This is a genomic window from Pseudomonas sp. DSV-1 (genome assembly GCF_035830915.1).
Lineage (GTDB): Bacteria > Pseudomonadota > Gammaproteobacteria > Pseudomonadales > Pseudomonadaceae > Aquipseudomonas.
Window position 1 is genome coordinate 1 of record NZ_JAYMYG010000001.1, and the last position, 26,956, is coordinate 26,956.

General features: G+C 58.3%; 26 protein-coding genes and 1 pseudogene. 13 read left to right on the plus strand and 14 right to left on the minus strand.

The genetic code is table 11. The annotated features are described in order from the left end of the window. Both rep and VSQ83_RS00010 read left to right on the plus strand, forming a co-directional pair. Positions 1-2,010, plus strand: coding sequence for a DNA helicase Rep (gene rep, locus VSQ83_RS00005; protein ID WP_133075044.1), 2,010 nt, complete (start codon positions 1-3; stop codon positions 2,008-2,010). Between the two features lie 56 nt (positions 2,011-2,066). Further along, positions 2,067-2,639: a xanthine phosphoribosyltransferase gene (locus tag VSQ83_RS00010; RefSeq protein WP_133075045.1), complete on the plus strand. Its 573-nt coding sequence runs from the start codon at positions 2,067-2,069 to the stop codon at positions 2,637-2,639. 127 nt (positions 2,640-2,766) lie between these two features. Here the strand turns inward: VSQ83_RS00010 and VSQ83_RS00015 are convergent, their stop codons facing one another. From VSQ83_RS00015 to dadA, 6 genes are all read right to left on the minus strand, one after another. Then, the gene (locus VSQ83_RS00015; RefSeq protein ID WP_326424988.1) at positions 2,767-4,689 is read right to left on the minus strand and encodes an acetyl-CoA hydrolase/transferase C-terminal domain-containing protein; all 1,923 of its coding nucleotides are present in this window, start codon (positions 4,687-4,689) and stop codon (positions 2,767-2,769) included. 118 nt (positions 4,690-4,807) lie between these two features. Next, on the minus strand, positions 4,808-5,221 hold the full coding sequence (locus tag VSQ83_RS00020; RefSeq protein ID WP_133075340.1) for a c-type cytochrome: 414 nt from the start codon (positions 5,219-5,221) through the stop codon (positions 4,808-4,810). 181 nt (positions 5,222-5,402) lie between these two features. Next, positions 5,403-5,951, minus strand: a complete 549-nt coding sequence (locus tag VSQ83_RS00025) for a cupin domain-containing protein (RefSeq protein WP_019828220.1) — start codon at positions 5,949-5,951, stop codon at positions 5,403-5,405. Positions 5,952-6,078: 127 nt separating this feature from the next. Beyond that, positions 6,079-7,152, minus strand: a complete 1,074-nt coding sequence (alr, locus tag VSQ83_RS00030) for an alanine racemase (RefSeq protein WP_326398751.1) — start codon at positions 7,150-7,152, stop codon at positions 6,079-6,081. 102 nt (positions 7,153-7,254) lie between these two features. Beyond that, on the minus strand, positions 7,255-7,608 hold the full coding sequence (locus VSQ83_RS00035; RefSeq protein ID WP_133075048.1) for a RidA family protein: 354 nt from the start codon (positions 7,606-7,608) through the stop codon (positions 7,255-7,257). Further along, on the minus strand, positions 7,580-8,881 hold the full coding sequence (gene dadA, locus VSQ83_RS00040) for a D-amino acid dehydrogenase (protein ID WP_133075049.1): 1,302 nt from the start codon (positions 8,879-8,881) through the stop codon (positions 7,580-7,582). Before dadA ends, VSQ83_RS00035 begins: the two co-directional genes overlap by 29 nt. A 156-nt stretch (positions 8,882-9,037) precedes the next feature. Here dadA and VSQ83_RS00045 point away from each other — a divergent pair, with 156 nt between their 5' ends. Continuing rightward, positions 9,038-9,526 (plus strand): Lrp/AsnC ligand binding domain-containing protein, encoded by a 489-nt coding sequence (locus tag VSQ83_RS00045; protein WP_016782681.1) that lies wholly within the window; start codon positions 9,038-9,040, stop codon positions 9,524-9,526. Between the two features lie 11 nt (positions 9,527-9,537). On the opposite strand, the gene VSQ83_RS00050 is transcribed toward VSQ83_RS00045, so the two are convergent. After that, positions 9,538-9,891: a YkgJ family cysteine cluster protein gene (locus VSQ83_RS00050; RefSeq protein ID WP_133075050.1), complete on the minus strand. Its 354-nt coding sequence runs from the start codon at positions 9,889-9,891 to the stop codon at positions 9,538-9,540. Positions 9,892-10,037: 146 nt separating this feature from the next. On the opposite strand from VSQ83_RS00050, the gene VSQ83_RS00055 reads away from it, so the two are divergent. Next, entirely contained in the window at positions 10,038-11,339 is a 1,302-nt protein-coding gene (locus VSQ83_RS00055) for an NAD(P)/FAD-dependent oxidoreductase (RefSeq protein ID WP_326424990.1), read from the plus strand. A gap of 103 nt (positions 11,340-11,442) precedes the next feature. Here the strand turns inward: VSQ83_RS00055 and VSQ83_RS00060 are convergent, their stop codons facing one another. Then, the gene (locus VSQ83_RS00060; protein WP_133075052.1) at positions 11,443-11,676 is read right to left on the minus strand and encodes a DUF1127 domain-containing protein; all 234 of its coding nucleotides are present in this window, start codon (positions 11,674-11,676) and stop codon (positions 11,443-11,445) included. 169 nt (positions 11,677-11,845) lie between these two features. Between VSQ83_RS00060 and VSQ83_RS00065 the strand changes: the two genes are divergently transcribed. Beyond that, complete coding sequence (locus tag VSQ83_RS00065) at positions 11,846-13,267, plus strand: aminotransferase-like domain-containing protein (RefSeq protein WP_133075053.1); 1,422 nt, start codon at positions 11,846-11,848, stop codon at positions 13,265-13,267. A gap of 34 nt (positions 13,268-13,301) precedes the next feature. Next, entirely contained in the window at positions 13,302-14,852 is a 1,551-nt protein-coding gene (locus tag VSQ83_RS00070; RefSeq protein WP_133075054.1) for a phospholipase D family protein, read from the plus strand. Here the strand turns inward: VSQ83_RS00070 and VSQ83_RS00075 are convergent. Beyond that, a complete protein-coding gene (locus tag VSQ83_RS00075) occupies positions 14,847-15,995 on the minus strand; it encodes an MFS transporter (RefSeq protein WP_133075055.1) in 1,149 nt (382 codons plus the stop codon). The two genes, VSQ83_RS00070 and VSQ83_RS00075, sit on opposite strands and share 6 nt — an antisense overlap. A gap of 139 nt (positions 15,996-16,134) precedes the next feature. Further along, positions 16,135-17,628, minus strand: a complete 1,494-nt coding sequence (locus tag VSQ83_RS00080) for an aldehyde dehydrogenase (RefSeq protein WP_133075056.1) — start codon at positions 17,626-17,628, stop codon at positions 16,135-16,137. Between the two features lie 169 nt (positions 17,629-17,797). Here VSQ83_RS00080 and VSQ83_RS00085 point away from each other — a divergent pair, with 169 nt between their 5' ends. Together VSQ83_RS00085 and VSQ83_RS00090 are read left to right on the plus strand one after the other, a co-directional pair. Further along, complete coding sequence (locus VSQ83_RS00085; protein WP_133075057.1) at positions 17,798-18,160, plus strand: cupin domain-containing protein; 363 nt, start codon at positions 17,798-17,800, stop codon at positions 18,158-18,160. A 229-nt stretch (positions 18,161-18,389) separates the two neighbouring features. Further along, positions 18,390-18,686: an I78 family peptidase inhibitor gene (locus tag VSQ83_RS00090; protein WP_133075058.1), complete on the plus strand. Its 297-nt coding sequence runs from the start codon at positions 18,390-18,392 to the stop codon at positions 18,684-18,686. A gap of 99 nt (positions 18,687-18,785) precedes the next feature. Here VSQ83_RS00090 and rpmG read toward each other — a convergent pair whose 3' ends face one another. Further along, positions 18,786-18,941 (minus strand): 50S ribosomal protein L33, encoded by a 156-nt coding sequence (rpmG, locus tag VSQ83_RS00095; protein ID WP_003437824.1) that lies wholly within the window; start codon positions 18,939-18,941, stop codon positions 18,786-18,788. Between the two features lie 11 nt (positions 18,942-18,952). Further along, complete coding sequence (rpmB, locus tag VSQ83_RS00100) at positions 18,953-19,186, minus strand: 50S ribosomal protein L28 (protein WP_019410280.1); 234 nt, start codon at positions 19,184-19,186, stop codon at positions 18,953-18,955. A gap of 502 nt (positions 19,187-19,688) precedes the next feature. Here rpmB and VSQ83_RS00105 point away from each other — a divergent pair. After that, a complete protein-coding gene (locus VSQ83_RS00105) occupies positions 19,689-21,275 on the plus strand; it encodes an ABC transporter substrate-binding protein (protein WP_133075059.1) in 1,587 nt (528 codons plus the stop codon). A gap of 3 nt (positions 21,276-21,278) precedes the next feature. Here the strand turns inward: VSQ83_RS00105 and radC are convergent, their stop codons facing one another. Continuing rightward, on the minus strand, positions 21,279-21,953 hold the full coding sequence (radC, locus tag VSQ83_RS00110; RefSeq protein WP_219262017.1) for a RadC family protein: 675 nt from the start codon (positions 21,951-21,953) through the stop codon (positions 21,279-21,281). A gap of 122 nt (positions 21,954-22,075) precedes the next feature. On the opposite strand from radC, the gene coaBC reads away from it, so the two are divergent. The 4 genes and pseudogenes from coaBC to argB all read left to right on the plus strand — a co-directional run bounded on the left by coaBC (position 22,076) and on the right by argB (position 26,224). After that, positions 22,076-23,284 (plus strand): bifunctional phosphopantothenoylcysteine decarboxylase/phosphopantothenate--cysteine ligase CoaBC, encoded by a 1,209-nt coding sequence (gene coaBC, locus VSQ83_RS00115; RefSeq protein ID WP_326424993.1) that lies wholly within the window; start codon positions 22,076-22,078, stop codon positions 23,282-23,284. Positions 23,285-23,289: 5 nt separating this feature from the next. Continuing rightward, positions 23,290-23,745 (plus strand): dUTP diphosphatase, encoded by a 456-nt coding sequence (gene dut / locus VSQ83_RS00120; RefSeq protein WP_019828201.1) that lies wholly within the window; start codon positions 23,290-23,292, stop codon positions 23,743-23,745. A 171-nt stretch (positions 23,746-23,916) separates the two neighbouring features. Beyond that, positions 23,917-25,293: pseudogene (locus VSQ83_RS00125) on the plus strand (phosphomannomutase/phosphoglucomutase); the annotation flags it as partial. Positions 25,294-25,318: 25 nt separating this feature from the next. Beyond that, positions 25,319-26,224, plus strand: a complete 906-nt coding sequence (gene argB, locus VSQ83_RS00130; protein ID WP_019828199.1) for an acetylglutamate kinase — start codon at positions 25,319-25,321, stop codon at positions 26,222-26,224. 59 nt (positions 26,225-26,283) lie between these two features. Here argB and pyrE read toward each other — a convergent pair whose 3' ends face one another. After that, positions 26,284-26,925, minus strand: coding sequence for an orotate phosphoribosyltransferase (gene pyrE / locus VSQ83_RS00135; protein ID WP_133075063.1), 642 nt, complete (start codon positions 26,923-26,925; stop codon positions 26,284-26,286). Positions 26,926-26,956 lie beyond the last annotated feature (31 nt).

A 26,956-nucleotide genomic window follows, 5' to 3' on the forward strand; every position in this document is an offset into this window, starting at 1 on the left:
ATGTCCCGACTCAATCCCCGGCAGCAAGAAGCCGTGAGCTATGTCGGCGGCCCTCTATTGGTGCTCGCCGGCGCGGGCTCCGGCAAAACCAGCGTGATTACCCGCAAAATCGCGCACCTGATCCAGAACTGTGGCATCCGTGCCCAGTACATCGTCGCCATGACGTTTACCAATAAAGCCGCCCGCGAGATGAAAGAGCGTGTCGGCACCCTGCTTAAAAAGGGTGAAGGTCGTGGCTTGACGGTGTGCACGTTCCACAACCTGGGGCTGAACATTATCCGCAAGGAGCATGCGCGGCTGGGTTACAAGCCGGGTTTCTCGATCTTTGACGAAGCTGACGTCAAAGCGCTGATGACCGACATCATGCAGAAGGAATACTCGGGCGACGACGGGGTCGACGAAATCAAGAACATGATCGGCTCGTGGAAAAACGACCTGATCCTGCCGCCCCAGGCGCTGGAAAATGCGCGCAACCCCAAGGAGCAGACGGCAGCCATCGTCTACACCCACTACCAGCGCACGCTCAAGGCCTACAACGCAGTGGACTTTGACGACCTGATCCTGCTGCCGGTGAAGTTGTTCGAAGAGCACGCCGACATTCTTGAGAAGTGGCAGAACAAAGTTCGTTACCTGTTGGTGGATGAATATCAGGACACCAACGCCAGCCAGTACCTGCTGGTCAAATACCTGATCGGCAAGCGCAATCAGTTCACCGTGGTCGGTGACGACGACCAGTCGATCTACGCCTGGCGCGGCGCCCGTCCTGAAAACCTGATGTTGCTCAAGGACGATTACCCGTCCTTGAAAGTGGTGATGCTGGAGCAAAACTATCGCTCCACCAGCCGTATCCTGCGCTGCGCCAACATCCTGATTGCCAACAATCCGCACGAGTTCGAGAAGCAATTGTGGAGCGAGATGGGCCACGGCGATGAAGTGCGGGTGATTCGCTGTCGCAACGAAGACGCCGAAGCCGAGCGCGTAGCCGTCGAGATTCTGACCCTGCACCTGCGCACCGACCGGCCGTACAGCGACTTTGCGATTCTGTACCGCGGTAACTATCAGGCCAAATTGATCGAGTTGAAGCTGCAACACCATCAGATTCCCTATCGTCTGTCGGGTGGTAACAGCTTCTTCGGGCGTCAGGAAGTAAAAGACCTGATGGCGTATTTCCGTCTGATTGTGAACCCGGATGACGACAACGCCTTCCTGCGCGTGATCAACGTCCCGCGTCGCGAGATCGGTTCGACCACGCTGGAAAAGCTGGGTAACTACGCGACCGAACGCAAAATCTCGATGTATGCCGCCACCGATGAAATCGGGCTGGGTGAGCATCTGGATGCCCGCTTTACTGATCGCCTGGGACGCTTCAAGCGTTTTATGGACCGTGTGCGTCAACAATGCTCAGGCGAAGACCCGATCTCTGCACTGCGCAGCATGATCATGGACATCGACTATGAGAACTGGCTGCGCACCAACAGCTCCAGTGAAAAGGCGGCGGACTACCGCATGTCCAACGTCTGGTTCCTGGTCGAGGCGTTGAAAAACACCCTCGAGAAAGACGAAGACGGTGCCATGACTATCGAGGAAGCCATTGGCAAGCTGGTGTTGCGCGACATGCTTGAGCGCCAGCAGGAAGAGGAAGACGGTGCCGAAGGCGTGCAGATGATGACGTTGCACGCGTCGAAGGGCCTGGAGTTTCCTTACGTATTCATCATGGGCATGGAAGAAGAAATCCTGCCGCACCGCTCCAGCATTGAAGCGGACACCATTGAAGAAGAACGGCGTCTGGCCTACGTGGGTATTACCCGTGCCCGTGAGACGCTGGCGTTTACCTTCGCCGCCAAGCGCAAGCAATACGGCGAGATCATCGATTGTGCGCCGAGTCGCTTCCTCGATGAATTGCCCCCGGACGATCTGGCCTGGGAAGGCAACGACGATACCCCCACCGAAGTGAAGGCGGTTCGCGGAAATACGGCATTGGCCGATATACGCGCGATGCTAAAACGCTAGAATTGACTATTTTTTACTCTACCTTCAGCGCATAAGCGCTATTTGAGGACGTTACGTTGGAAGCACTGCACAAGAAAATTCGCGAAGAAGGCATCGTGCTTTCCGATCAGGTTTTGAAGGTCGACGCCTTCTTGAATCATCAGATCGACCCTCAGTTGATGAAAGAGATCGGCGACGAATTCGCGCGTTTGTTCAAGGATTCGGGTATTACCAAGATCGTCACCATTGAAGCGTCGGGTATTGCTCCTGCCGTGATGACTGGCTTGAACTTGGGTGTACCTGTGATTTTTGCGCGTAAGCATCAGTCCCTGACCCTGACTGAAAACCTGTTGTCGGCCACGGTGTACTCGTTCACCAAGCAGACAGAAAGCACTGTTGCGATCTCCCCGCGTCACCTGCAAAGCAGCGACCGCGTGTTGGTCATCGACGACTTCCTGGCCAACGGCAAAGCCTCGCAGGCACTGATTTCGATCATCAAGCAAGCGGGCGCTACCGTTGCCGGTCTTGGCATCGTGATCGAGAAGTCGTTTCAGGGCGGCCGTGCCGAACTGGACGCACAGGGCTATCGCGTCGAGTCCCTGGCCCGGGTTCAATCCCTGGCTGGCGGTAAAGTGACCTTTATCGAGTAATACCTCGACCACCCTGCCCGGGCTTGCTCAGCCCCGTAGTCGCTGCCGAAGGCTGCGAGCTTTTTATCGGGGCTGACCAACATCAAAAGCTCGCAGCCTTCGGCAGCGACTACGGGCCGTGTCGGGTTTAGCGCCTCGTTGCCTGCAGCCCTGCCAGCAGCAAGCGCTGATAAAGCTCCTCGCGCAGTCCGTCCGGTTCGGCGAGGTGCATACGCTCCAGGTGTTCGGGATATGCCTGCGGCGAGGGCGCGTCCAGTGTGGCTTTGCCCAGCTGGTAAATTTGCGTGAGCTTGAATTTGCTCTTGAGCCAGTTCAGCGCTCGCAGCAGGTCTTGCTCCTGCGCGCTGAAATCACTGCCCAACGGGTACTCGGGGAACAAGTGCGAGTGCCTCGCGGCAATGGCCTGCAAGCGTTCCGGGCTGTTATCGGCAAACCGTGGGTCCAGGCAAAAGTCCTTGGGCAGTTTGCCGATTTGCTGCGCCTGCGCTATCAGCTCGGTCTGGAAGCGCGAGTCGGTGATGTTGAGCAGGGCTTCGATGACGTTGCGATCGGTTTTTCCGCGTAAATCGGCGATCCCGTATTCGGTGACCACGATGTCGCGCAAGTGTCGCGGGATGGTGCAGTGGCCGTACTCCCAGACGATATTGGAACTCACCTCGCCTCCCGATTCGCGCCAGCTGCGCAGCATGATGACCGAGCGTGCGTCATGCAGCGCATGGCCCTGGGCGACGAAGTTGTATTGCCCGCCGACCCCGCTGAGCACCCGCCCGTCTTCCAGTTGATCGGCCACGGCGGCACCGAGCAAGGTGGCGGTAAAGGCACTGTTTACGAACCTCGCATCGCGCCGTTGCAGGCGCTTCAAATCTTCCTGGCCATACAGCTCGTTGATGTAGCTGATGGCAGTCATGTTGAATTCGCTGAGCTTGCTGTGGGGCAGGTCTCGCAGTCGCTGGTAAAGCTCCTGCGGGCCAAGGATGAAGCCCCCGTGGATGCTCACGCCGTCGCTTTGCAGGCTTTCGTCCAGGGTCCCTGCGTTGGCCTGTGCTTGCCGTTCGGCATCGGGATAGACCTTGCGCCGCACAATCCCGGCATCGGCCAGCACCATCAGTCCGTGGACAAACATTTCGCTGCAACCATACAAGCCCCGGGCGAACGGCTCGATACCGCCCTGCTGTTCAATCAGCGTGTGCCAGGGCGTGATGTCGATCTCGTTGAACAGGGCGCGATAGTCGTCATTGTTGCCCTCGCGCGCCAGCAAGGCGGCACTCAGGGCGTCGCCCATCGAGCCAATGCCAATCTGCAGGGTGCCGCCATCCCGTATCAGGGTACTGGCATGTAAACCGATAAGGTGATCTTGCAGGCTTACCGGCATGTTGGGGGTAGAAAACAGCGTAGTGCGCTCATCTTCGTCGATCAGGAGGTCAAAATCCTCAACGTCAAGTTCCGAGTCGCCGGGCATGTAGGGCAGGTCGCTGTGGACCTGGCCGAGCATCAAAATGGTTTCGCCCTCGGCTCGCCGCTTGGCAATCATGGGCAATAAATCGAGGGTGATGTCGGGGTTGCAGCTCAAGCTCAGGCGCCGTGCATCCTGAGGGTTGCGGGCAACCATCTGCGCCACCAGGTTCAGGCCGCCAGCATTGATATCTCGTGCCGCGTGGCTGTAGTTGCTGCTGACATAATCCTGCTGGGCTGGGGGGCTGTTGAGCAAACTCCCCGGCTGCATGAAGAATTGCTCGACGACTATATTGCCGGGCAGGCTGTTGCGATGCAGGTCGGCCAGGTAGTCCAGTTCGATGTAGTCGCCAAATACCCGCTCGACAAAAGGCTCCAGAAACAGCCGCTGCAAACCATCCCCAAGCGGCGGGCGACCAAGGCTCAGGGCGGTGTAGATCGTGAGCCGGCGCTCGGGTAACAGTTTGATCCGCTGATACAGCGCGTTGACGAACCGGTTGGCCTTGCCCAGCCCCAGCGGCAGGCCCAGGTGAATATGCATGGGTAGTCGCGCCAGGACATCATCGACTGCGCGCTCGATCGAACAGGACTGCACCATCTGACCCCTCCTTATCAATCCTTGAATATAGACGTGATAGACATCAGGGGGGGCTGACTGACTCAAATCCCGGGCACAAAAAAGCCGCCCATCAGCGGCTTTTTCAGAGAGGTGCGGTTTACTTCAAACCGGACATCTTCTCGATGGCGCCTTTAAGGTCTTCATCGGAGCACGTCATGCAGGTGCCTTTAGGCGGCATGGCGTTGATACCGGTGATGGCCTTGGCCAGGATGCCATCAAGACCGCCCTGGTGATCAGCGCGCTCTTTCCAGGCTGCGGTGTCACCGATTTTCGGTGCGCCCAACAGGCCGGTGCCGTGGCATGCGCTGCAATGCTTGGCAATGATGTCGTCGGGGGTCATGCCGCCGCCACCGCCCACAGAGGCAGTCACTTCCATGCCTTTGCATTCTTGCCCTTGAACACAGACTTTACCGACTGGCTCAAGACGTTTTGCGATGTCATCGTTCGTTGTTGCCTGAGCGCTGACTGCCCAAAGGGCCATTACTGTTGCTGGTACGGCCAGCATTTTCATAATTAGGTTCACGCGTACACCCTCAATGGTGGCTAGTCACGCCCACAACCACGGTTTCGCGGGCGGGCGAAAGTATAACGGTTAGCCCGCCACTCTGAAACAACCCTAAAGACAAAGGGGGAATAGAGCTGGCGAAATGCATCTTCGGGTGCCTCTGCAAGCAGGCAGGGCGCCTCTGTTCTTAGAAGTTCGCCGGGGTGGCTGCGCTGATTAGTCGCGCCGCAACGTCGAACGGATTACGGAAACGGTGTGGCTTTGAGCTTTCGAAATAGTAGCTGTCACCAGCTTCGAGCACGAAGGTTTCAAGCCCCACGATTAACTCTAGGCGACCTTCCACTAAAATCCCGGTTTCTTCGCCTTCATGGGTCAGCATTTCGTCCCCGGTATCGGCACCCGGTGGATAAATCTCGTTGAGAAAGGCGATGGCCCGGCTTGGATGTGCCTTGCCGACCAGTTTCATGGTCACGGCGCCATCGGAAATGTCGATCAGCTCGTTGGCTTTGTACACAATCTGAGTCGGGTTTTCTTGAAGGATCTCTTCGGAAAAAAACTCGACCATGGACATGGGGATGCCACTCAGCACTTTTCTCAGGGAGCTTATGGACGGGCTCACGCTGTTCTTTTCGATCATCGAAATGGTGCTGTTGGTGACGCCCGCGCGCTTGGCGAGTTCACGTTGTGACAGGCCTTTCAGTTTGCGGATGGATTGCAGTCGTTCACCGACGTCCAATGCGGGAGCCTCCTAGGGGTCAGATTCAGGTCGAGAAGTCGCCATCATGGCGATAGCGTTCAGTATTTACAACACTTCGACTTCAAACCTGGGTGCCCATCAGCCCCCGCACTTTGGATACAACCGATCAGCTCCCGGAATAGAGGCGTGGCGCTCGTTTCAGGTTGCAGAAAATCTGGTAAGGAATGGTGTCTGCCTTGGCTGCCACTTCACTGGCGAGGATGTTTTTGCCCCACAGCTCCACTGTCGAACCCAGGCCTGCCTGCGGCACATCGGTGAGATCGATGCACAGCATGTCCATCGACACACGGCCCAGCAATTGGCTGCGTACACCGGCCACCAACACGGGCGTACCGGTGGGGGCCTGACGCGGATAGCCGTCGGCATACCCCATGGCGACCACGCCAATGCGCATCGGCTTCGGGGTAATGAATTTGGCGCCGTAGCCCACGGGCTCACCGGCGGGCAATTCGCGGACGTTAATCACCTTGGATTCCAGTGTCATCACCGGCTGCAGGCGTGATGCAGTGGCCTGGGGTTCGTCAAATGGCGAGGTGCCATACAGCATCAGGCCCGGGCGTACCCAGTCGCTTGGCACGCGTGGCCAGCCGAGTACAGCCGGCGAGTTACGCAAGCTGATTTCTGCCGTCAAGTCGGCGCGAGCGCCCAGGAACACAGCGACTTGCTCCACGCTTCGGGTGCAATCGAGTTCATCGGCGCGGGCAAAGTGACTCATCAGCACGATTTTCGCCACATTGGCACTGGCCTGCAGACGCTGGTATGCAGCCTTGTAATCATTGGGGTGCAAACCGACGCGGTGCATGCCGCTGTCCAGTTTCAGCCACACGTGGATCGGTTTGGCGAGTCTGGCCTGCTCGATGGCATCGAGCTGCCACAGCGAATGCACCACGCACCAAAAGTCGTGTTCGACGATCAGTGGCAGTTCATCGGCTTCAAAAAAACCTTCGAGCAGCAGGATGGGCGCGCCAATACCGGCGGCGCGCAGTTCCAGTGCTTCCTCAATACAAGCGACGGCAAAACCGTCGGCTTCAGCCTCAAGGGCCTGGGCGCAGCGCACGGCTCCGTGGCCGTAGGCATCGGCCTTGATCACAGCGAGGGCTTTGGCCCCCGTGACTTCACGGGCCAGTTGGTAATTGTGACGCAGGGCTTGGAGGTCGATCAGGGCACGGGCTGGGCGCATGGCGGCGGGCTTCTAACGGCTGTTGAATAAAAAAACCGGCGCTGACCCGCGGCGTTAACCGCGTGCCGCGCCGGAAGAGGGACTGTTACTTGATCGAAAAACCTAGGGCAGTGCTGCCACAACAGACAATTCGACCAGGATTTCAGGTTCGCACAACTTGGCTTCGACGGTAGCGCGGGCCGGTGCAACGCCTTTAGGCAGCCACTGATCCCAGACGCTGTTCATGCCGGTAAAGTCGGCATCAATGTCTTTGAGGTAGATGGTTACCGACAGGATGTTGCTTTTGTCGGTACCCGCCAGGTCCAGCAAGTGCTCGATGTTGGCCAGTGTTTCACGGGTTTGCTGCTCAATCCCGGCGTTCATGTCGTCACCGACTTGACCAGACAGGTAAACAGTACCGTTATGGGCAACGATCTGGCTCATGCGTTCATTGGTGAGCTGGCGCTGGATTGCCATGTTTTGCAGTCTCCTGGTGGTTGCCGTAGCGGGAAATATCAAGGCCTTCGGCGCTGATTTGTGGTGTCTTCCTGGCCATCACATCCGCAAGGAAGCGACCGGAGCCGCAGGCCATGGTCCAACCGAGCGTGCCATGACCGGTGTTCAGGAACAGGTTTTTGAACGGGGTCGCACCCACAATCGGCGTGCCGTCCGGCGTAGTAGGACGCAAGCCGGTCCAGAAGCTGGCCTGGCTCAAGTCACCGCCCTGAGGATAAAGGTCGTTGACGATCATCTCCAGGGTTTCGCGTCGGCGCGGGTTCAGCGACAGATCGAAGCCGGCGATTTCAGCCATGCCGCCAACACGGATACGGTTGTCGAAACGGGTGATCGCGACCTTGTAGGTCTCGTCGAGAATAGTCGACGTCGGGGCCATGTCCGGATTGGTGATCGGGATGGTCAGCGAGTAACCCTTGAGCGGGTAAACCGGGGCCTTGATGCCCAGCGGCTTGAGCATCTGCGGCGAGTAGCTGCCCAGTGCCAGCACGTAGCGATCAGCGGTTTCGAGCTTGCCGTCGATCATTACGCCATTGATGCGGTCGCCTGCGTAGTCCAGACGCTGGATGTCTTGACCGAAGCGGAATTCAACACCCAGGTTCTTGGCCATTTCGGCCAGGCGGGTGGTAAACATCTGACAGTCGCCGGTCTGGTCATTGGGCAGACGCAGGGCGCCGGCCAGAATGTCGGTCACGTTGGCCAGTGCGGGTTCAACCCGGGCGATACCTGCACGGTCGAGCAGTTCGAACGGAACGCCGGATTCCTTGAGAACCGCGATGTCCTTGGCCGCGCCATCCAGTTGGGCCTGGGTGCGGAACAATTGAGTGGTGCCCAGGTTGCGAGCCTCGTAGGCGATACCGGTTTCGGCGCGCAGTTCGTCGAGGCAATCACGGCTGTACTCGGACAGGCGAACCATGCGCTCCTTGTTCACGGCATAGCGGCTGGCGGTGCAGTTGCGCAGCATTTGCGCCATCCACAGGTATTGGTCGATGTTGGCAGTGGCCTTGATTGCCAGGGGCGCGTGGCGCTCCAGCAGCCATTTGATTGCCTTCAGCGGCACGCCCGGCGCTGCCCACGGGGAAGCGTAGCCTGGCGACACCTGGCCGGCGTTGGCAAAGCTGGTTTCCATTGCAACGGCTGGCTGACGGTCAACGACGACCACATCGAAACCGGCTCGGGCCAGATAATAGGCGCTGGCAGTACCAATAACGCCGCCACCCAATACCATAACTCGCATATTCATATCCCTCATCGCGGCCAGCCGCAGACGTTTATTGTTCAGAGCGAAGATGAGCGCAGTATATGAAGCATTGAGTAGTGGAATTCACTGTATAAGCAGCTATATTTGGCGACAATTCTCGGGCACAACCCTTTTCACGGAGGAGAATCTCCTATGCGTACAAATCACCAAACAAAACGTGAATTGGACAAGATTGACCGCAATATTTTGCGCATCCTTCAGGTCGATGGCCGCATCTCGTTTACCGAGCTGGGAGAGAAGGTCGGGCTGTCCACTACGCCCTGTACAGAACGGGTAAGAAGGCTGGAGCGTGAAGGCATCATCATGGGCTATAACGCCCGGCTCAACCCGCAGCACTTGCAGGGCAGCCTGCTGGTTTTTGTTGAGATCAGCCTGGACTACAAGTCTGGTGACACCTTTGATGAATTTCGCCGCGCGGTGCTGAAGTTACCTCACGTGCTGGAGTGTCATCTGGTGTCGGGAGATTTCGACTATCTGGTCAAGGCGCGGATCAGCGAGATGGCTTCATACCGCAAGTTGCTGGGCGACATCCTGCTCAAATTGCCCCACGTGCGTGAGTCCAAGAGCTATATCGTGATGGAAGAAGTGAAAGAGAGCCTGAACCTGCCGATTGCCGATTGAACCCTGCGGGCTTAAACCAGCACCTGGCGCGTACTGGCGATGTATTCATGCACCAGCTTCTCAGCGCTGGGATGAATCATCTCCACCGGGCGTCGGCCGTTGGGGCAGGGCAGTGTGGGCGTGGTGCCGAACAGGCGACAGATCAATGGTCGCTCTTCATACACCGTGCAGCCATTGGGCCCCAGGTGCACACAGTCAAGCTCGTCCATCGCGGCTTCCTGCTCGGCAGCAGTCTTGCGCGGCAAGCGGGCCATTTCTTCGGAGGAGGTGGTCACCGGTCCGCAGCAGTCATGGCAACCCGGCACGCAGTCAAACGAGGGGATTTGCTGCCTGAGAAAGCGGATCTTGTGACTGTTGCAGCTCATCCAGAACGTACCGATTTTGAAAAGGCCGCAAAGTCTGCCTGAAAACCCCGGCTCTAGACAGGGCCGTCCAGCTGTTCTTGCCCCGTGGGAATGGCCCGGCTTATGCTCCGTCAAATTTTCCAAACATCAATAATCAGGATTCGCCCATGAGCGCCCCGGTTCAGCGCAGCCAGCACACCGCCTCTTATTACGCCGCCAGCAGCCTGCCGCAGCCCGATCATCCGGTGCTGCAGGGTGATGTGGTGGCGGATGTGTGCGTGGTGGGTGGCGGCTTTTCCGGGCTCAACACCGCGTTGGAGCTTGCCGAGCGCGGCATGAGCGTCGTTTTGCTCGAGGCTCACAAGATCGGCTGGGGCGCCAGCGGGCGCAATGGCGGTCAATTGATTCGCGGTGTCGGCCATGGCCTTGAGCAGTTTGAAGGGGTTATCGGCAAAGACGGCGTACGGCAGATGAAGTTGATGGGGCTGGAGGCGGTGGAAATCGTTCGCCGTCGCGTAGAGCGCTTCAATATCGCCTGCGACCTGACATGGGGCTACTGCGATCTGGCCAACAAGCCGCGTGACCTTGAAGGTTTTGCCGAAGAAGCCCAGGAACTGCGGGGTTTGGGCTATCGCCACGAAATCCGTCTGTTGCAAGCCAGCGAGGTGCATAGCGTGGTGGGCTCGGATCGTTATGTCGGCGGCCTGATCGATATGGGCTCGGGGCATTTGCATCCACTCAACCTGGCGCTGGGCGAAGCGGCGGCAGCTGCTCAGCTGGGCGTGAAGCTATTTGAAAACTCCACCGTGACCCGTATCGATTATGGCCCTGAAGTAAGGGTACACACGGCGCAGGGCTCGGTACGGGCCAAAAGCCTGGTGCTGGGCTGCAACGCCTATTTAAAAGACCTGAATCCGCAACTCAGTGGCAAGGTACTGCCTGCGGGCAGCTACATCATCGCCACCGAGCCGCTGAGCGAAGCCCAGGCCCACGCCTTGCTGCCGCAGAACATGGCGGTGTGTGATCAGCGGGTGGCGCTGGATTACTACAGGTTATCGGCGGATCGACGTTTGCTGTTTGGGGGGGCTTGTCACTATTCGGGTCGCGATCCTCAAGACATTGCGGCGTATATGCGGCCCAAAATGCTTGAGGTGTTCCCGCACCTCAACGACGTGAAAATCGATTACCAGTGGGGCGGCATGATCGGCATTGGCGCCAACCGCTTGCCGCAAATCGGCCGCCTGCAAGAGCAGCCCAATGTGTATTACGCCCAGGCGTATTCAGGGCATGGGGTCAACGCGACTCACCTGGCGGGCAGGTTGCTGGCCGAAGCCATCAGTGGTCAGCACAGCGACGGTTTTGACCTGTTCGCCAAAGTCCCGCACATCACCTTCCCTGGCGGCAAATACCTGCGCTCGCCGTTGCTGGCGCTGGGGATGCTGTGGCATCGGCTCAAAGAGCTGCGTTAAAAAACGGTGGGAGCGGGCTTGCTCGCGATTCAGGCGCCGCAGTGCGCCTGATACAACGCGGCGCTTGAATCGCGAGCAAGCTCCCTTGCATGCAGCGCAGTATTCACGAACGCCAAAAAGGTTTGCAGCCTTCGCGTCGGGCCATTTCGCGGCTCAGGCCCACGTCACGCAGTTGATTCTCGTCCAGGTTGAGCAGCACGCGGCGGCTGCGTGCGCGGTGCCAGAACAGGCTCCAGCGCCCCAGCGCTGCAGGGGCGTTAATGATTTCCCTGGCCTCGTGTTCGGCCAGTAATTGTTGGCTGTGCAGCGTCAGGCGGACATCGCTCAAACCATTCATCAGACAGCTCCTTTTGACTCGATTACCATGAGTCAGCATGATGGCCTTACGCTCAAAACCATGACAGATTCAGCAAAGTCATTTTATATCCATACAGATACGGCCTTTTAGACGCTGAATCCTCGGTTTTCAGCTCATCTGTACTGGTCAGCACTCCTGGAGTCCGGCAATGTCCCTTTACGTCAATCTCGCTGACCTGCTCGGTACGCGCATCGAACAGGGCTTTTATCGTCCTGGCGACCGATTGCCATCAGTGCGGGCGCTAAGCGCCGAGCATGGCGTGAGCCTGAGCACGGTGCAGCAGGCGTATCGGTTGCTGGAAGACAATGGGCTGGCTTCGCCACGCCCCAAGTCCGGGTACTTCGTGCCAATGGAACGTGAGCTGCCTGCCTTGCCGGGCATGGGTAAACCGGCTCAGCGGCCGGTGGAAATTTCCCAGTGGGAACAAGTGCTGGAACTGGTGCGTTCCGTGCCGCAGAAGGACGTGATCCAGTTGGGACGGGGCATGCCTGACGTCACTACGCCAACTATCAAGCCGCTGTTGCGCAGCCTGGCGCAAATCAGTCGTCGCCTGGATTTGCCCGGTCTGTATTACGACAACGTGTACGGGGTGCTGGGCCTGCGTGAGCAGTTGGCGCGTCTGTTGCTCGATTCGGGCTGCCAGCTGGGTGCTGAAGACCTGGTGATCACTACCGGCTGCCATGAGGCGCTGTCGTGCAGTATTCGCGCGGTGTGTGAGCCGGGTGACATCGTGGCGGTCGATTCGCCGAGTTTTCATGGCGCCATGCAAACCCTCAAGGGGTTGGGCATGAAGGCGCTCGAGATCCCTACCGATCCGCTGACCGGCATCAGTCTCGAGGCGCTGGAGCTGGCGCTGGAGCAGTGGCCGATCAAGGCGATCCAGATTACGCCCAGCTGTAACAACCCGCTGGGCTACATCATGCCCGAGGCTCGCAAGCGGGCGCTGGTGATACTGGCTCAGCGTTTTGATGTGGCGATTATCGAAGACGATGTGTACGGCGAACTGGCTTATACCTATCCGCGTCCGCGCACGATCAAATCCTTCGACGATGATGGGCGGGTCTTGCTGTGCAGCTCATTTTCCAAAACCCTGGCGCCCGGCTTGCGCGTTGGCTGGGTCGCGCCGGGTCGTTATCTGGAGCGGGTGCTGCACATGAAATACATCAGCACCGGTTCCACAGCGCCACAGCCGCAACTGGCCATTGCCGACTTTTTAAAGAACGGCCATTTCGAACCGCACCTGCGCAAAATGCGCAGCCAATATCAGCGCAATCGAGACCTGATGCTGGGCTGGATCAGTCGCTACTTTCCACCCGGCACTCGCGCCAGTCGGCCCCAAGGCAGTTTTATGCTCTGGCTGGAGCTGCCGGAAGGGTTTGACAGCTTGCGCCTCAACCGCGCGCTGCTGGATCAGGGGGTGCAGATTGCGGTGGGCAGTATTTTCTCTGCCTCGGGCAAATACCGTAACTGCTTGCGCATGAACTACGCTGCAAAGCCTACGCCTCAGGTTGAGGAGGCGGTGCGCAAGGTCGGGATGGCGGCCAGTAAACTGTTGGCAGAAGCTGTTTAATCACCCTGTGACGTCTGGCCCGAGGCTCTACACGTTGAAATCACTCTGTGCATTGTTTTTGGCTGTATTGCTGGGAGGTTGTGCCACTTTGGACGTGCCCCGTGAGCCAACCCAGGCGTTGCCAGCCGCAGACTCGGCCTTTGGCCGCTCCATCCAGGCCCAGGCCGCGCCCTATCAGGGTCGCTCCGGATTTCGCCTGCTGCCCAACAGCGGCGAAGCGTTCAGGGCCCGTGCAGAGCTGATCCGCAATGCGCAAAGCAGCCTCGACTTGCAGTACTACATCGTCCACGACGGGTTGAGTACGCGCATGCTGATTGATGAACTGCTCAAGGCGGCAGATCGCGGCGTGCGCGTGCGGATCCTGCTCGATGACACCGCCAGTGATGGCCTGGACGATATCCTGGCGACACTTGCGGCCCATCCCAATATCCAGATCCGGCTGTTCAATCCTCTGCAGTTGGGGCGCAGCACGGGCGTGACCCGAGCCATGGGGCGGCTGTTCAACCTCTCGCGCCAGCACCGGCGCATGCACAACAAACTCTGGCTGGCCGATAACAGCGTGGCGATTGTGGGTGGGCGCAATCTGGGTGATGAGTATTTCGATGCCAAGCCCGAGCTGAACTTCACCGATATCGACCTGCTCAGCGTTGGCCCGGTGGCAGAACAATTGGGGCACGGTTTCGATCAATACTGGAACAGCGCCCTCAGCCAGCCGATTGGTGATTTTGTCTCGTCGAAACTGTCTGTGCATGAATTGGGCAAGGCGCGTAAAAAACTCGAGGCCTCGCTCAAGCGGGCGCAGCAACGCAACCCGGCGCTTTATCAAGAGTTGGCATCCTATGAGACCAACCCGCAGCTGGATGTTTGGCGCAAAGAGCTGATCTGGGCCTGGAATCAGGCGCTGTGGGATGCGCCGAGCAAGGTACTGGCCAGGGGGGAGCCAGACTCCCACTTGTTGCTGACCACGCAGTTGGCGCCGGAGCTGGCGGGAGTGAACCAGGAACTGATCCTGATCTCGGCCTATTTTGTGCCGGGTGAAACCGGGTTGGTGTACCTGACGGGTCGAGCGGATGCGGGGGTCGATGTACGTTTATTGACCAACTCACTGGAAGCGACGGACGTACCCGCTGTTCACGGCGGCTACGCCCCTTATCGCAAAGCGTTGCTGGAACACGGGGTCAAACTGTTTGAACTGCGTCGCCAGCCGGGTAGCAACGGAGGCAGTGGACTGCACCTGTTCAAGCACGGGATGAGTTCGGATTCGAGCCTGCACAGCAAGGCGATGATTTTTGACCAGCAGAAATCATTTATTGGCTCTTTCAATTTCGACCCGCGTTCGGGGTTGTGGAACACCGAGGTCGGTGTGTTGGTGGACAGCCCGGAACTGGCCGCCGAAACCCGCAAGCTGGCCCTGCAAGGCATGGCTCCGGCCTTGAGCTATGAGCCAAGGCTTGAGCAGGGCAAGCTTGTCTGGGTGACTGAAGACAACGGCCAGTTGCACACCTTGCATCGGGAGCCGGGCAACTGGTGGCGGCGGCTCAATGCCTGGTTCAGCAAGCGTGTGGGGCTGGAAAAGATGCTATGAAGCCGTTGCTTGCTCCGCGCCGAATGCTCCCTGGCGCAACACCAGAATCACCAGTACCAGCGCGCCTGCGGCCATGAACAGCGGCAAGGCGTGCCCGCTGATCCACTGGCTGCCCGCACCGGCGGCCAATGGCCCGATCAGGCAGCCGATACCCCACAGTTGCGCGACGTGGGCGTTGGCGCGCACCAGGGCATCATCACGATAGCGCTCGCCGATCAGGATCAGTGACAAGGTGAACAAGCCGCCGGCACTGGCACCGAAGATCACCCACAGCGGCCAGATCAGCAGGGTATTGAGCAAGAACGGCACCGCCAGGCTCGACAGCATCAGCAGTACTGCGCAGCCGGTAAACAGCGAACGGCGGGACAGACGGTCGGCCAGCGCCCCTATCGGCAATTGCAGCAGGGCATCGCCCACCACAACGGTGCTGACCATCGCCAGTGCAATATCAGCGGTAAAGCCCTGGCGCAGGCAGTAGATGGGCAAAAGCGTAAGAATCATTGCCTCAAAAGCAGCAAACAGCGCTACGGCCCACGCAATAGCCGGTAAGCCTCGACAGAATCCCAGTAAATCCTTGAAGGTCACGCTGCAGGATTCGGTGGTGGGTGCGCCGTCGCGACCCATGAGCAGTAAAGGCGCAAGGGTCAGCAATGCAACGCCGATCCAGAAACCGTAGTCATCTTCAGAGCCGACCAGGCCCAGCAGCAGTGGCCCGGACAATTGGCTCAAGGCATAGGCCGAGCCATACAGCGCGACCAGGCGGCCGCGCCATTGCTCGACCACCAGCTGGTTGATCCAGCTTTCGCCGAGAATAAAAATAATCGTGAGTACCACGCCGATCAGCAGGCGCAGTACCAGCCACACCGGATAGCTGGGCAGTAACGCCAGCAGCCCGATGGACAGCGCCCCACACCACAGACACAGGCGCATCAGGCCGGGTGTGCCAAAGCGTGCAGCCAGCTTGCTTGCCAGGCTGGCGCCGACCAGCACACCTATCGCCGGCATGGCGGCCATGACGCCAATTGCGAACCCGCCATAACCCCAGCTTTCAAGCCGAAACGATACCAGCGGCATGCTCACGCCCAGTGCCAGGCCGACACTGAGAACCGAGGCCAGAACGGCGAAATACGTCGCCCAACGCATGTCTGTGCTCCAAATGTGTGGTGTAAAAACCAGTGTGGGAGCGGGCTTGCCCGCGATGAAGGCACCGGGGTCTGTCAGTCAGACCTCAATGCTGCCATCGCGGGCAAGCCCGCTCCCACAGGGTGTTGCGTTAAGGCTGTTACAGCTTGATCCAGGTGGATTTCAGCTCGGTGTATTTGTCGAACGCGTGCAACGACTTGTCACGCCCGTTGCCCGACTGTTTGAAGCCGCCAAACGGTGCGGTCATGTCGCCGCCATCGTACTGGTTGACCCACACGCTGCCGGCGCGCAGGGCTTTGGCGGTCAGGTGAGCCTTGGAGATGTCAGCTGTCCACACTGCTGCGGCCAGGCCGTAGGGCGTGTCGTTGGCGATCTGAATGGCTTCTTCGGCACTGTCGAAGGTGATCACCGACAGCACGGGACCGAAGATTTCTTCCTGGGCGATTTTCATCGCATTGCTCACGCCATCGAAAATCGTCGGTTCAACGTAGGTGCCGCCGGTTTCCTGCAGGATTTGTTTGCCGCCTGCTACCAGTTTTGCGCCTTCGCTGTGACCGGACTCGATGTACGACAGCACGGTGTTCATTTGCTGGGTATCAACCAGAGCGCCCACGGTGGTTTCCGGGTCCAGCGGGTTGCCGGGCTTCCAGCCTTTGAGGGCCTGGATCACCAGCGGCAGGAATTTGTCCTTGATCGAGCGCTCCACCAGCAGGCGCGAACCGGCTGTGCACACTTCACCCTGGTTGAAGGCAATGGCGCTGGCAGCGGATTCGGCCGCAGCCTGCAGGTCCGGTGCGTCGGCGAAGACGATGTTCGGGCTCTTGCCACCCGCTTCAAGCCAGACGCGCTTCATGTTGGATTCGCCGGAATAGATCATCAGTTGCTTGGCGATCTTGGTCGAGCCGGTGAATACCAGGGTGTCGACATCCATGTGCAGGGCCAGGGCCTTGCCGACGGTATGGCCATAGCCAGGCAGTACGTTGAGTACGCCCGCTGGAATACCGGCTTCAACGGCCAGAGCTGCGATACGGATGGCAGTCAGTGGGGATTTTTCAGACGGCTTGAGGATCACCGAGTTACCGGTCGACAGAGCCGGACCGAGTTTCCAGCAGGCCATCATCAACGGGAAGTTCCACGGCACGATCGCGGCGACAACGCCAACGGCTTCGCGGGTCACCAGGCCCAGTTGGTTGTGGGGGGTGGCAGCGACTTCGTCGTAGATCTTGTCGATGGCTTCACCGCTCCAGCTCAGCGCGCCGGCGGCACCTGGCACGTCGATGCCCAGGGAGTCACTGATCGGCTTGCCCATATCCAGGGTTTCAAGCAGGGCCAGTTCTTCGGCGTTTTGTTTCAGCAGGCCGGCAAAGCGGATCATCGTGGCCTTGCGCTTGGCCGGGGCCAGGCGGGACCAGACACCGGACTCAAACGTCTGGCGTGCATTGTCTACGGCTCTCTGGGCGTCAGCGCTATCGCAGCTGGCAATTTTGCCCAGCAAACGGCCATCGACCGGGCTCAGACACTCGAACGTTTCATTGGAGACCGCATCGGTGTACTCACCATTGATGTAGGCACGGCCTTCGATTTTCAGCTCTTGGGCCCGTTGTTCCCAATCAGCACGCGTCAGGGTGGTCATTCGAGTGTCCTCCTCTTATTGAAATGGAAGCGTCACCCTAAACCAGTGGCCCAGGAACTTTCAATATATTTGACACATGAGTCGCAAACGGCATGGCTTGTTCGTTTTAATAAACATAGACTTTGGTTTTTCTGGCCACATACACCGCAATTTCGGGGGGACAAGAACCATGAGCATCGCAACCATCGTCGATTTCAGCACTGCCAACACCCAGGCTGACCGCTTCAGCCCGGCACCGGAAAAGGTGCTCAAGGGCGCTCCCGAACAAGTTATCCACAACCATTACAACAGCCCGTGCGGACAAATGAGTGCGGGCGTGTGGGAAGGTGCTGTGGGTCAATGGACGGTCAATTACACCGAGCATGAATACTGCGAGATTGTGCAGGGCGTTTCTGTCTTGCGTGACCATGACGGTAACGCCAAGACCCTCCGGGCCGGTGATCGTTTTGTCATCCCGGCAGGGTTTCGCGGGACGTGGGAAGTGCTTGAACCATGTCGGAAGATTTACGTGGTGTTTGAACAGAAGGTTTGAAACCGCTGATCCAGAGCGCTTTAAGAGCCCTGCCTGATATTGAAGGCGGGGCTTTTTTATGGGCATTTGCCGCACCTTGAAAGACAAACCAGGAAACACGTCGCCGCGGATATGGGCGTCAAAGTGAGCCAGTCTTTGGAGGGCAAGGCGTTGCGGTGCCAAATACTCATGGACGAGCAGGCACTGTCAGCCCCCGCACTCACAATGGATTTTTTAACAAGGATGAATCATGTCGAAGACTACTGTTTCCAAAAGTGCCGCGCTGGCGGCAAGCATGATGCTCGCAGCGTTTTCACTGCCTGCGATGGCTGCTGAAGAGGGCCTGTGCGATAAGAATCTGGCGCTCAACTATGTGGTTGCACCAGAAGTGACGCCGCAGTTGGTGGAGTTGTGGCGCAACACTTACGGCGCTCGGGAGGTCCGCGTGGAGGTCCCTGGCAAGGGCTATACCAAGGAGTTCAACAGCTATCGCCTTAGGGTGTTGGTCAATGAAGGCAACAAGCTCAGCTCGCTGAGCTGTGGTTGAACAGGGTGCGGTAACGGTGCGTAAGTGCAGCTAAACCGCAGGCAACAAAAAAGGCCCGTATCGTGAGATATGGGCCTTTTTTGTAAGAAGAAAAACCAATTACTTGATTTTGGCTTCTTTGTAGATCACGTGCTTGCGAACCCGCGGATCGAATTTTTTGATTTCGATTTTGTCCGGAGTGGTGCGCTTGTTCTTATCAGTGGTGTAGAAATGGCCTGTACCAGCGCTCGACACCAAACGGATCAATTCACGCATGATTAGCTCCCTTAGATCTTGCCAGCACGGCGGATTTCGGCCAGCACGACAGTAATGCCACGCTTGTCGATGATACGCATGCCTTTAGCAGATACGCGCAGACGAACAAAACGTTTCTCTTCTTCAACCCAGAAGCGGTGATGCTGCAGGTTCGGCAGGAAACGACGACGGGTTTTGTTATTTGCGTGGGAAATGTTATTCCCAGTCACCGGACCCTTACCGGTAACTTGACAGACTCTCGACATGCCTCAGCCCTCTAAAACCACATGCCCAACCCGGCATGGGTTGGCCGCTTAATCTCTCAGTCATGGCGCCAGGCGCCGCGTTTCTTTAAGGGTCTTACCGGCTACACCTACAAACGCAGGAACCGGGCCCCTAGAAAAGAGCGCTGCTTTATACCAGAAAGACTAAAGAGCAACAACAGGCAGTGTGATTTGCTGTAATTAATGAAGCCGCCATTTTAACGCCAATCCACGCGGCGTCTATGCCTTAAAGCGTTTTACCGCTCGTCGCGGGGAGAAGATTTTCAGGCGAAGTGTGTACCTGTAATCGCTGCCGAAGGCTGCGGAAAGGTCCGTACAGACCCGGGAAAACGGGTTGCTTCGCAACCCTTCGCAGCCTTCGGCAGCGACTACGGGGCTTCAAACGCTATTAAAAAGTAGTCATTTGAGTAGCGGAACACTAGGGTAGGACTTTTCCAGACTGCACTTGCAGATGGGCCTCATCGACTTGTAAAGGAAACAGATCATGCGCCTCGCTGCCGTCCCCTTTTTGCTCACCTTTTGCCTGACCCCCTTGGTACAGGCGGCCACTTTGAGCGTTTGCACCGAGGCCAGCCCCGAAGGGTTCGATGTGGTGCAGTACAACTCGCTCAGTACCACCAATGCCTCGGCAGACGTGCTGATGAACCGCCTGGTGGACTTTGACGCCCAAGCCGCCAAGCTGGTGCCGGGTTTGGCGCAAAGCTGGTCAGTGTCCCCTGATGGCCTTGTGTACGACTTTAAGCTGCGTCCTGGCGTCAAGTTTCACAGCACGCCCTATTTCACCCCGAGCCGAGCGTTGAATGCCGATGACGTCCGTTTCAGCTTCGAGCGCATGCTCGACCCTGCGAATCCGTGGCACAAGGTGGCTCAAAGCGGTTTCCCCCATGCCCAGTCCTTGCAGTTGCCTGAGCTGATAAAAAAGATCGAGACGCCGGACCCGCTGACAGTTCGCTTCACTCTCAGCCGTCCTGACTCCACCTTTCTGCCAGCACTGAGCATGGGTTTTGCGTCGATCTACTCGGCCGAATACGCCGACAAACTGATGAAAGCCGGCACCCCGGAGCTGATGAACAGTCAGCCGATCGGCACCGGGCCTTTTATATTCAGCCGTTTCCAGAAAGATGCGGTAGTGCGTTACAAGGCCAATCCTGACTACTTCGCAGGCAAACCCGCTGTGGATGGGCTGATTTTTGCCATCACGCCGGACGCCAACGTGCGGCTACAAAAATTGCGCCGCAATGAGTGCCAGATTGCGCTATCGCCCAAACCACTGGACGTGGCGGCAGCGATCAAGGACCCCGCGTTGTCGGTCACGCAAACCCCTGCCTTCATGACCGCGTTTGTGGCCATCAACAGCCAGCATCCGCCTCTGGACAAGCCTGAGGTGCGCCAGGCCATCAATCTGGCTTTCGACAAGGACACTTATCTCAAGGCCGTGTTTGAAAACAGCGCCCAGGCTGCCAACGGTATTTACCCGGCCACAACCTGGAGCTTCGCCAAGGATTTGCCGGGGTATGCCCACGACCCTCAAAAAGCCCGCGAACTCCTGGCCAAGGCTGGCTTCAAGGACGGTTTTAAAACCACCATCTGGACGCGTCCGACGGGCAGCGTGCTCAATCCGAACCCAAGTCTGGGGGCGCAGTTGTTGCAGGCCGATCTGGCCAAGATCGGTATCCAGGCCGACATTCGAGTGATCGAGTGGGGTGAGCTGATTCGCCGCGCCAAGGCGGGTGAGCACGACCTGCTGTTTATGGGCTGGGCCGGTGATAACGGCGATCCTGACAATTTCCTGACGCCACAGTTTTCATGTGCGGCGGTGAAGTCCGGGACCAACTTTGCCCGTTATTGCGACAAGGCTCTGGACAGTTTGATCAGCGAAGGCAAAACCCTGACCGATCAGGACAAACGCAGTGCCTTGTATCAGAAGGCCCAGGCGCAGATCCAGCAGCAGGCGCTGTGGCTGCCGCTGGCGCATCCGACAGCCTACGCACTCACCCGTAAAGACGTTCAGGGCTATCAGGTGAGTCCTTTTGGGCGTCAGGACTTTTCGACGGTCAGCGTTAAGCCTTGAACGCTACATCCAGCCGTGTTCAACCATTGAAAGGGGTTGGCCGTCGCCGATAATGAAATGATCCAGCACCCGCACTTCGATCAGATCCAGCGCCTGGATCAAGCGTTTGGTCAACGTGCGGTCGGCCTGGCTGGGCTCGCTGATGCCTGAAGGGTGGTTGTGGCAAAAAATTACCGCTGCCGCGTTGTGTGTGAGGGCCCGCTTGACCACTTGGCGCGGGTAAACACTGGCGCTGTCGATCGAGCCTCTGAAGAGCACTTCGAAGGCGAGCATGCGGTGTTTGGAGTCCAGAAACAGGCAGCCAAAGACCTCATGAGGCTCATGGCGCAGCAGCGATTTCAGATAATCCCGTACCGCTTGCGGGCTTTCCAGAGCGCTGTCCCGGCGCAGGCGTTCTGCCAGGTGGCGACGGCTCATTTCGAGTACCGCCTGCAACTGGCTGAACTTGGCGGGCCCCAGTCCGAGATGGCGGCAGAATCCGCGAAGGTCGGCTTCCAGCAAGGCCCGCAAACTGCCGAATTCAGTGAGTAAATGACGGGCCAGATCGACTGCGCTTTTGCCTGAAACCCCCGTGCGCAAGAAAATGGCCAGCAACTCGGCGTCGGAAAGACTGGATGAGCCGTGCTCCAAAAGCTTCTCTCGCGGGCGCTCCGCCGCAGGCCAATTACGAATGCTCATAACACCTCCTTGTGAGTGGGCGCCGCTGTTCCCTGGCAGGCGCTGTGTTATCTTAGCCCATCATTTTTGCGTGGCATTTGGCCATTTTTCACGCAGTCATCATCGAACTAAAAGGCAGGCCTATGCAGCGGCTGTATCGAAAACGCATTGTTTTGGGCGTCGGCGGCGGCATCGCGGCTTACAAGAGTGCAGAGCTGGTTCGTCGTCTGCTGGACCAAGGCGCAGAAGTACGGGTTGTCATGACCCGCGGCGGCAGCGAATTCATTACGCCTCTGACCATGCAGGCGTTATCCGGGCACCCCGTTCATCTGGATTTGCTCGACCCTGCGGCTGAAGCAGCCATGGGCCACATCGAACTGGCCAAGTGGGCCGATCTGGTGCTGATTGCACCTGCGACCGCTGACCTGATCGCCCGCCTTGCCCAAGGCCTGGCAAATGACCTGTTGACCACGCTGGTGCTCGCCACTGATGCAACGGTGGCCATTGCGCCGGCGATGAACCAGGCCATGTGGCGTGATCCGGCCACCCAGGCCAATATACGGCTGCTTGAAAGCCGTGGTCTGCGTGTGTTTGGCCCGGCCTCCGGGAGCCAGGCCTGTGGCGATGTGGGCTTTGGCCGCATGCTCGAAGCCGATGATCTGGTGCACTGCGCCGCCGAGTGTTTCCAGCGTCAGCTGCTGACCGGCAGGCACGTACTGATTACCGCAGGCCCGACCCAGGAAAACATCGACCCGGTGCGTTACATCACCAACCACAGCTCCGGGAAAATGGGCTTTGCCCTGGCCGAAGCGGCGGTTGAAGCGGGTGCCCGCGTGACCCTGATTACCGGCCCGGTTCATTTGCCGACCCCTGATCGGGTCAGCCGCATCGACGTGGTCAGTGCCCGTGACATGCTCGCTGCCTGTGAGGCGGCGATTCCTTGTGACGTGTTTATCGCTTCTGCTGCTGTTGCGGACTACCGCCCGGAAGTAGTCGCCCCGCAAAAACTCAAGAAAGACCCTACCAAGGGCGACGGCTTGTTGCTGCAGATGGTGCGCAATCCAGACATTCTGGCCACCATCGCTTCGCGTCCTGATCGCCCTTTTAGTGTCGGCTTCGCCGCAGAAACCGAGCATCTGCTCGATTACGCTGCCCGCAAGCTCAAAGACAAAAACCTCGACCTGATTGTTGCCAACGATGTGGCTAACCCCAGCATTGGCTTCAACAGTGAGGAGAACGCGTGCAGCGTGATTGACCGCGAACTGCACGCCACTGTGTTTGCCCAGACCAGCAAGGGCAAGATTGCCCGCCAGCTGATCACTTTTATCGCCGAACGTCTGAACCAGGTTTAACTCGTATGCACGCTTTGCAAGCCAAGATCCTCGATCCACGCATTGGTAACGAATTCCCGCTGCCGCAGTACGCCACTCCAGGCTCCGCAGGCCTGGACCTGCGTGCCATGCTTAAACAAGACACCGTTCTGGAGCCAGGCCAGACCCTGCTGATCCCGACGGGCCTGTCGGTCTATATCGGCGATCCCGGCCTTGCCGCCCTGATCCTGCCGCGCTCGGGCCTGGGCCACAAGCATGGCATCGTGCTGGGCAACCTGGTCGGCCTGATCGACTCCGATTACCAGGGCGAACTGATGGTGTCGTGCTGGAACCGTGGCCAGACCGCCTTCAACATCACTATCGGCGAGCGCATTGCTCAATTGGTACTGGTGCCGGTGGTGCAGGCGCACTTTGAGCTGGTCGAAGAGTTCGACGAAAGCCAGCGCGGTGCTGGCGGCTTTGGTCACTCAGGCAAGCTCTGACCGTGCAATATCAGGTCAGGCGCTCTGCCTGGCCTGATCAGTTCGGCGTGGTAATTCAGGATGAAATTCACGCAGATGTATTTACCCTCTTTGTTGTCCACATTGATGTCGCCCCCTCCCGAATCCTCAGAACATGGAGTCCCCACTGCAATGATTAGCCAAGCTTCGGTCGCCCCCCAATTTCCTGACAGCATTTTTCGCGCGTACGACATTCGTGGCGTGGTCCCCCAAACCTTGACCGCCGAAACTGCGTATTGGATTGGCCGAGCCATTGGAGCCGAGAGTCTGGCCAAGGACGAGTCCAATGTGTCAGTGGGTCGGGACGGTCGTTTGTCCGGCCCTGAGCTGGTCGAGCGTTTGATCCAGGGTGTGGCGGACAGTGGCTGCAAGGTCAGCGATGTGGGGTTGGTACCAACGCCTGCGCTGTATTACGCGGCTAACGTGTTGGCTGGTAAGTCGGGGGTGATGCTCACGGGCAGCCACAACCCGTCGAACTATAACGGATTTAAAATCGTAATCGCGGGCGATACTCTGGCCAACGAACAAATTCAGGCACTGCACACGCGTTTGAAAACCAACGATCTGAGCTGGGGCGAGGGCAGTATCGAGCGTGTAGATATTCTTTCGCCCTACGCTGATGTAATTACACAGGACATCAAGCTGGCCAGGCGTTTGAAAGTGGTGGTGGATTGCGGCAACGGTGCTGCGGGAGTGATTGCCCCGCAACTGATCGAGGCTCTAGGCTGTGAAGTGATTCCTTTGTTCTGTGAGGTGGATGGGAACTTTCCTAATCACCATCCGGACCCGGGAAAACCGGAAAATCTGGTGGACTTGATCGCCAAGGTCAAAGAAACCAACGCTGATGTAGGGCTTGCCTTTGATGGTGATGGCGACCGCGTGGGTGTGGTGACTAACACAGGCACCATGGTGTTCCCGGATCGTTTGCTGATGCTGTTTGCCCAAGATGTACTTGAACGCAATCCTGCGGCCGAGATCATTTTCGATGTGAAATGCACACGCCGCTTGGCGCCTTGGATCGAAGAGTATGGTGGCCGGCCGCTGATGTGGAAAACCGGCCACTCGTTGATCAAAAAGAAGATGAAGGAAACCGGTGCCCTGCTGGCAGGCGAGATGAGCGGGCATATCTTTTTCAAGGAGCGCTGGTTCGGTTTCGACGACGGCATTTACAGCGCTGCGCGCCTGCTGGAGATCCTCAGCAAGCGCCAGGAGACGGCTGAAGAGCTGTTTGAGGCCTTCCCGAACGATATTTCTACGCCAGAGATCAATATCGATGTGACGGATGAGAGCAAATTCAGCATCATTGACGCTCTGCACGACGCCCAATGGGGTGACGCCGCCGAGCTGACATCCATTGATGGTGTGCGGGTTGATTACCCTCATGGCTGGGGCCTGGTTCGCGCATCCAACACCACTCCGGTGCTGGTGCTGCGATTCGAGGCCCAAACCGAGGCCGAACTGCAACGCATCAAGGACGTCTTTCACGCTCAACTGAAGCGTGTGGCCCCTGATCTTCCACTACCGTTTTGATCGACTTGTTCTACCGGAGCCCTGAATGACCCTCGAACGTGATGCCGCCTCCAACGTCGCCAAGGTTTTGTCCGAAGCGCTGCCCTACATTCGCCGTTACGTCGGCAAGACGCTGGTGATCAAGTACGGCGGCAACGCTATGGAAAACGACGAACTGAAAACCGGTTTTGCCCGTGACATCGTGTTGATGAAGGCCGTGGGTATCAACCCGGTCGTGGTACACGGTGGCGGGCCGCAAATCGGTGATTTGCTCAAGCGTTTGTCCATCGAAAGTCATTTCATCGACGGGATGCGCGTGACTGACTCGCAAACCATGGATGTGGTGGAGATGGTGCTTGGCGGTCATGTGAACAAGGAAATCGTTAACCTGATCAACCGTCATGGCGGCAGCGCCATCGGTCTGACCGGCAAGGACGCGACCCTGATTCGCGCCAAGAAAATGGTCGTGACACGTCAAACGCCAGAAATGACCAAGCCTGAAATCATCGACTTCGGTCATGTGGGTGAGGTCATCGACATCAATACCGACCTGTTGCACATGCTGACCAAGGGCGATTTCATCCCGGTCATCGCACCAATCGGTGTGGGCGCCAATGGCGAGTCCTACAACATCAACGCTGATCTGGTGGCGGGCAAGGTTGCCGAAGCCCTCAAGGCCGAGAAGCTGATGTTGCTGACCAACATTGCAGGCTTGATGGACAAGGAAGGCAAGGTGCTGACCGGTCTGACAACTGCTCAGGTGGATGACCTGATTGCCGACGGCACCATTTACGGCGGCATGCTGCCAAAAATCCGCTGCGCGCTGGAAGCCGTGCAAGGTGGCGTGACGACTGCGCATATTGTCGACGGTCGTGTACCGAATGCCGTGTTGCTGGAAATCTTCACCGACACCGGTGTGGGCACGCTGATCACCAACAGCAAACCGCTGTAGGCAGAACTGAAAAAGCCCCGCCCGGCAATCGCCGGGCGGGGCTTTTTTATGGGCGGGGGTTAAATCCCGTACTGCGCCCGGTACGCTTCAACAGCTGGCAGGTACTGCTTGAGCGTTTCGTCTTCGGCCAGGAACTGCAGAACCTGGTTCAACGAAACGATGCTGATCACCGGAATGCCGAAGTCGCGCTCGACTTCCTGGATGGCCGACAGCTCGCCATTGCCGCGCTCCTGGCGGTTCAAGGCAATCATCACGCCTGCTGCCTTGGCGCCTTGGGCCTGAATGATCTGCATGACTTCACGGATGGCGGTGCCGGCCGTGATCACGTCGTCGATGATCAGGATATCGCCTTCGAGCGGCGAGCCAACCAGGCTGCCACCTTCGCCGTGGGCCTTGGCTTCCTTGCGGTTGAAGCACCACGGCATGTCGCGGTCGTGGTGCTCGGCCAGTGCTACGGCCGTGGTCGCAGCCAAGGGAATACCCTTGTAGGCCGGGCCAAAGAGCACATCGAAGGAAATGCCGCTGTCAACGATGGCAGCCGCATAGAAGCGCCCCAGTTGAGCCAGCGCAGAACCTGTATTGAACAGGCCGGCATTGAAGAAGTAAGGACTGGTACGCCCCGACTTCAGGGTGAACTCACCGAAGCGCAGGACGCCGCGATCGATGGCAAAACGGATGAAGTCGCGCTGATACGCTTGCATGAAAAAAGCCCCAGATACCACGGATTTAGCT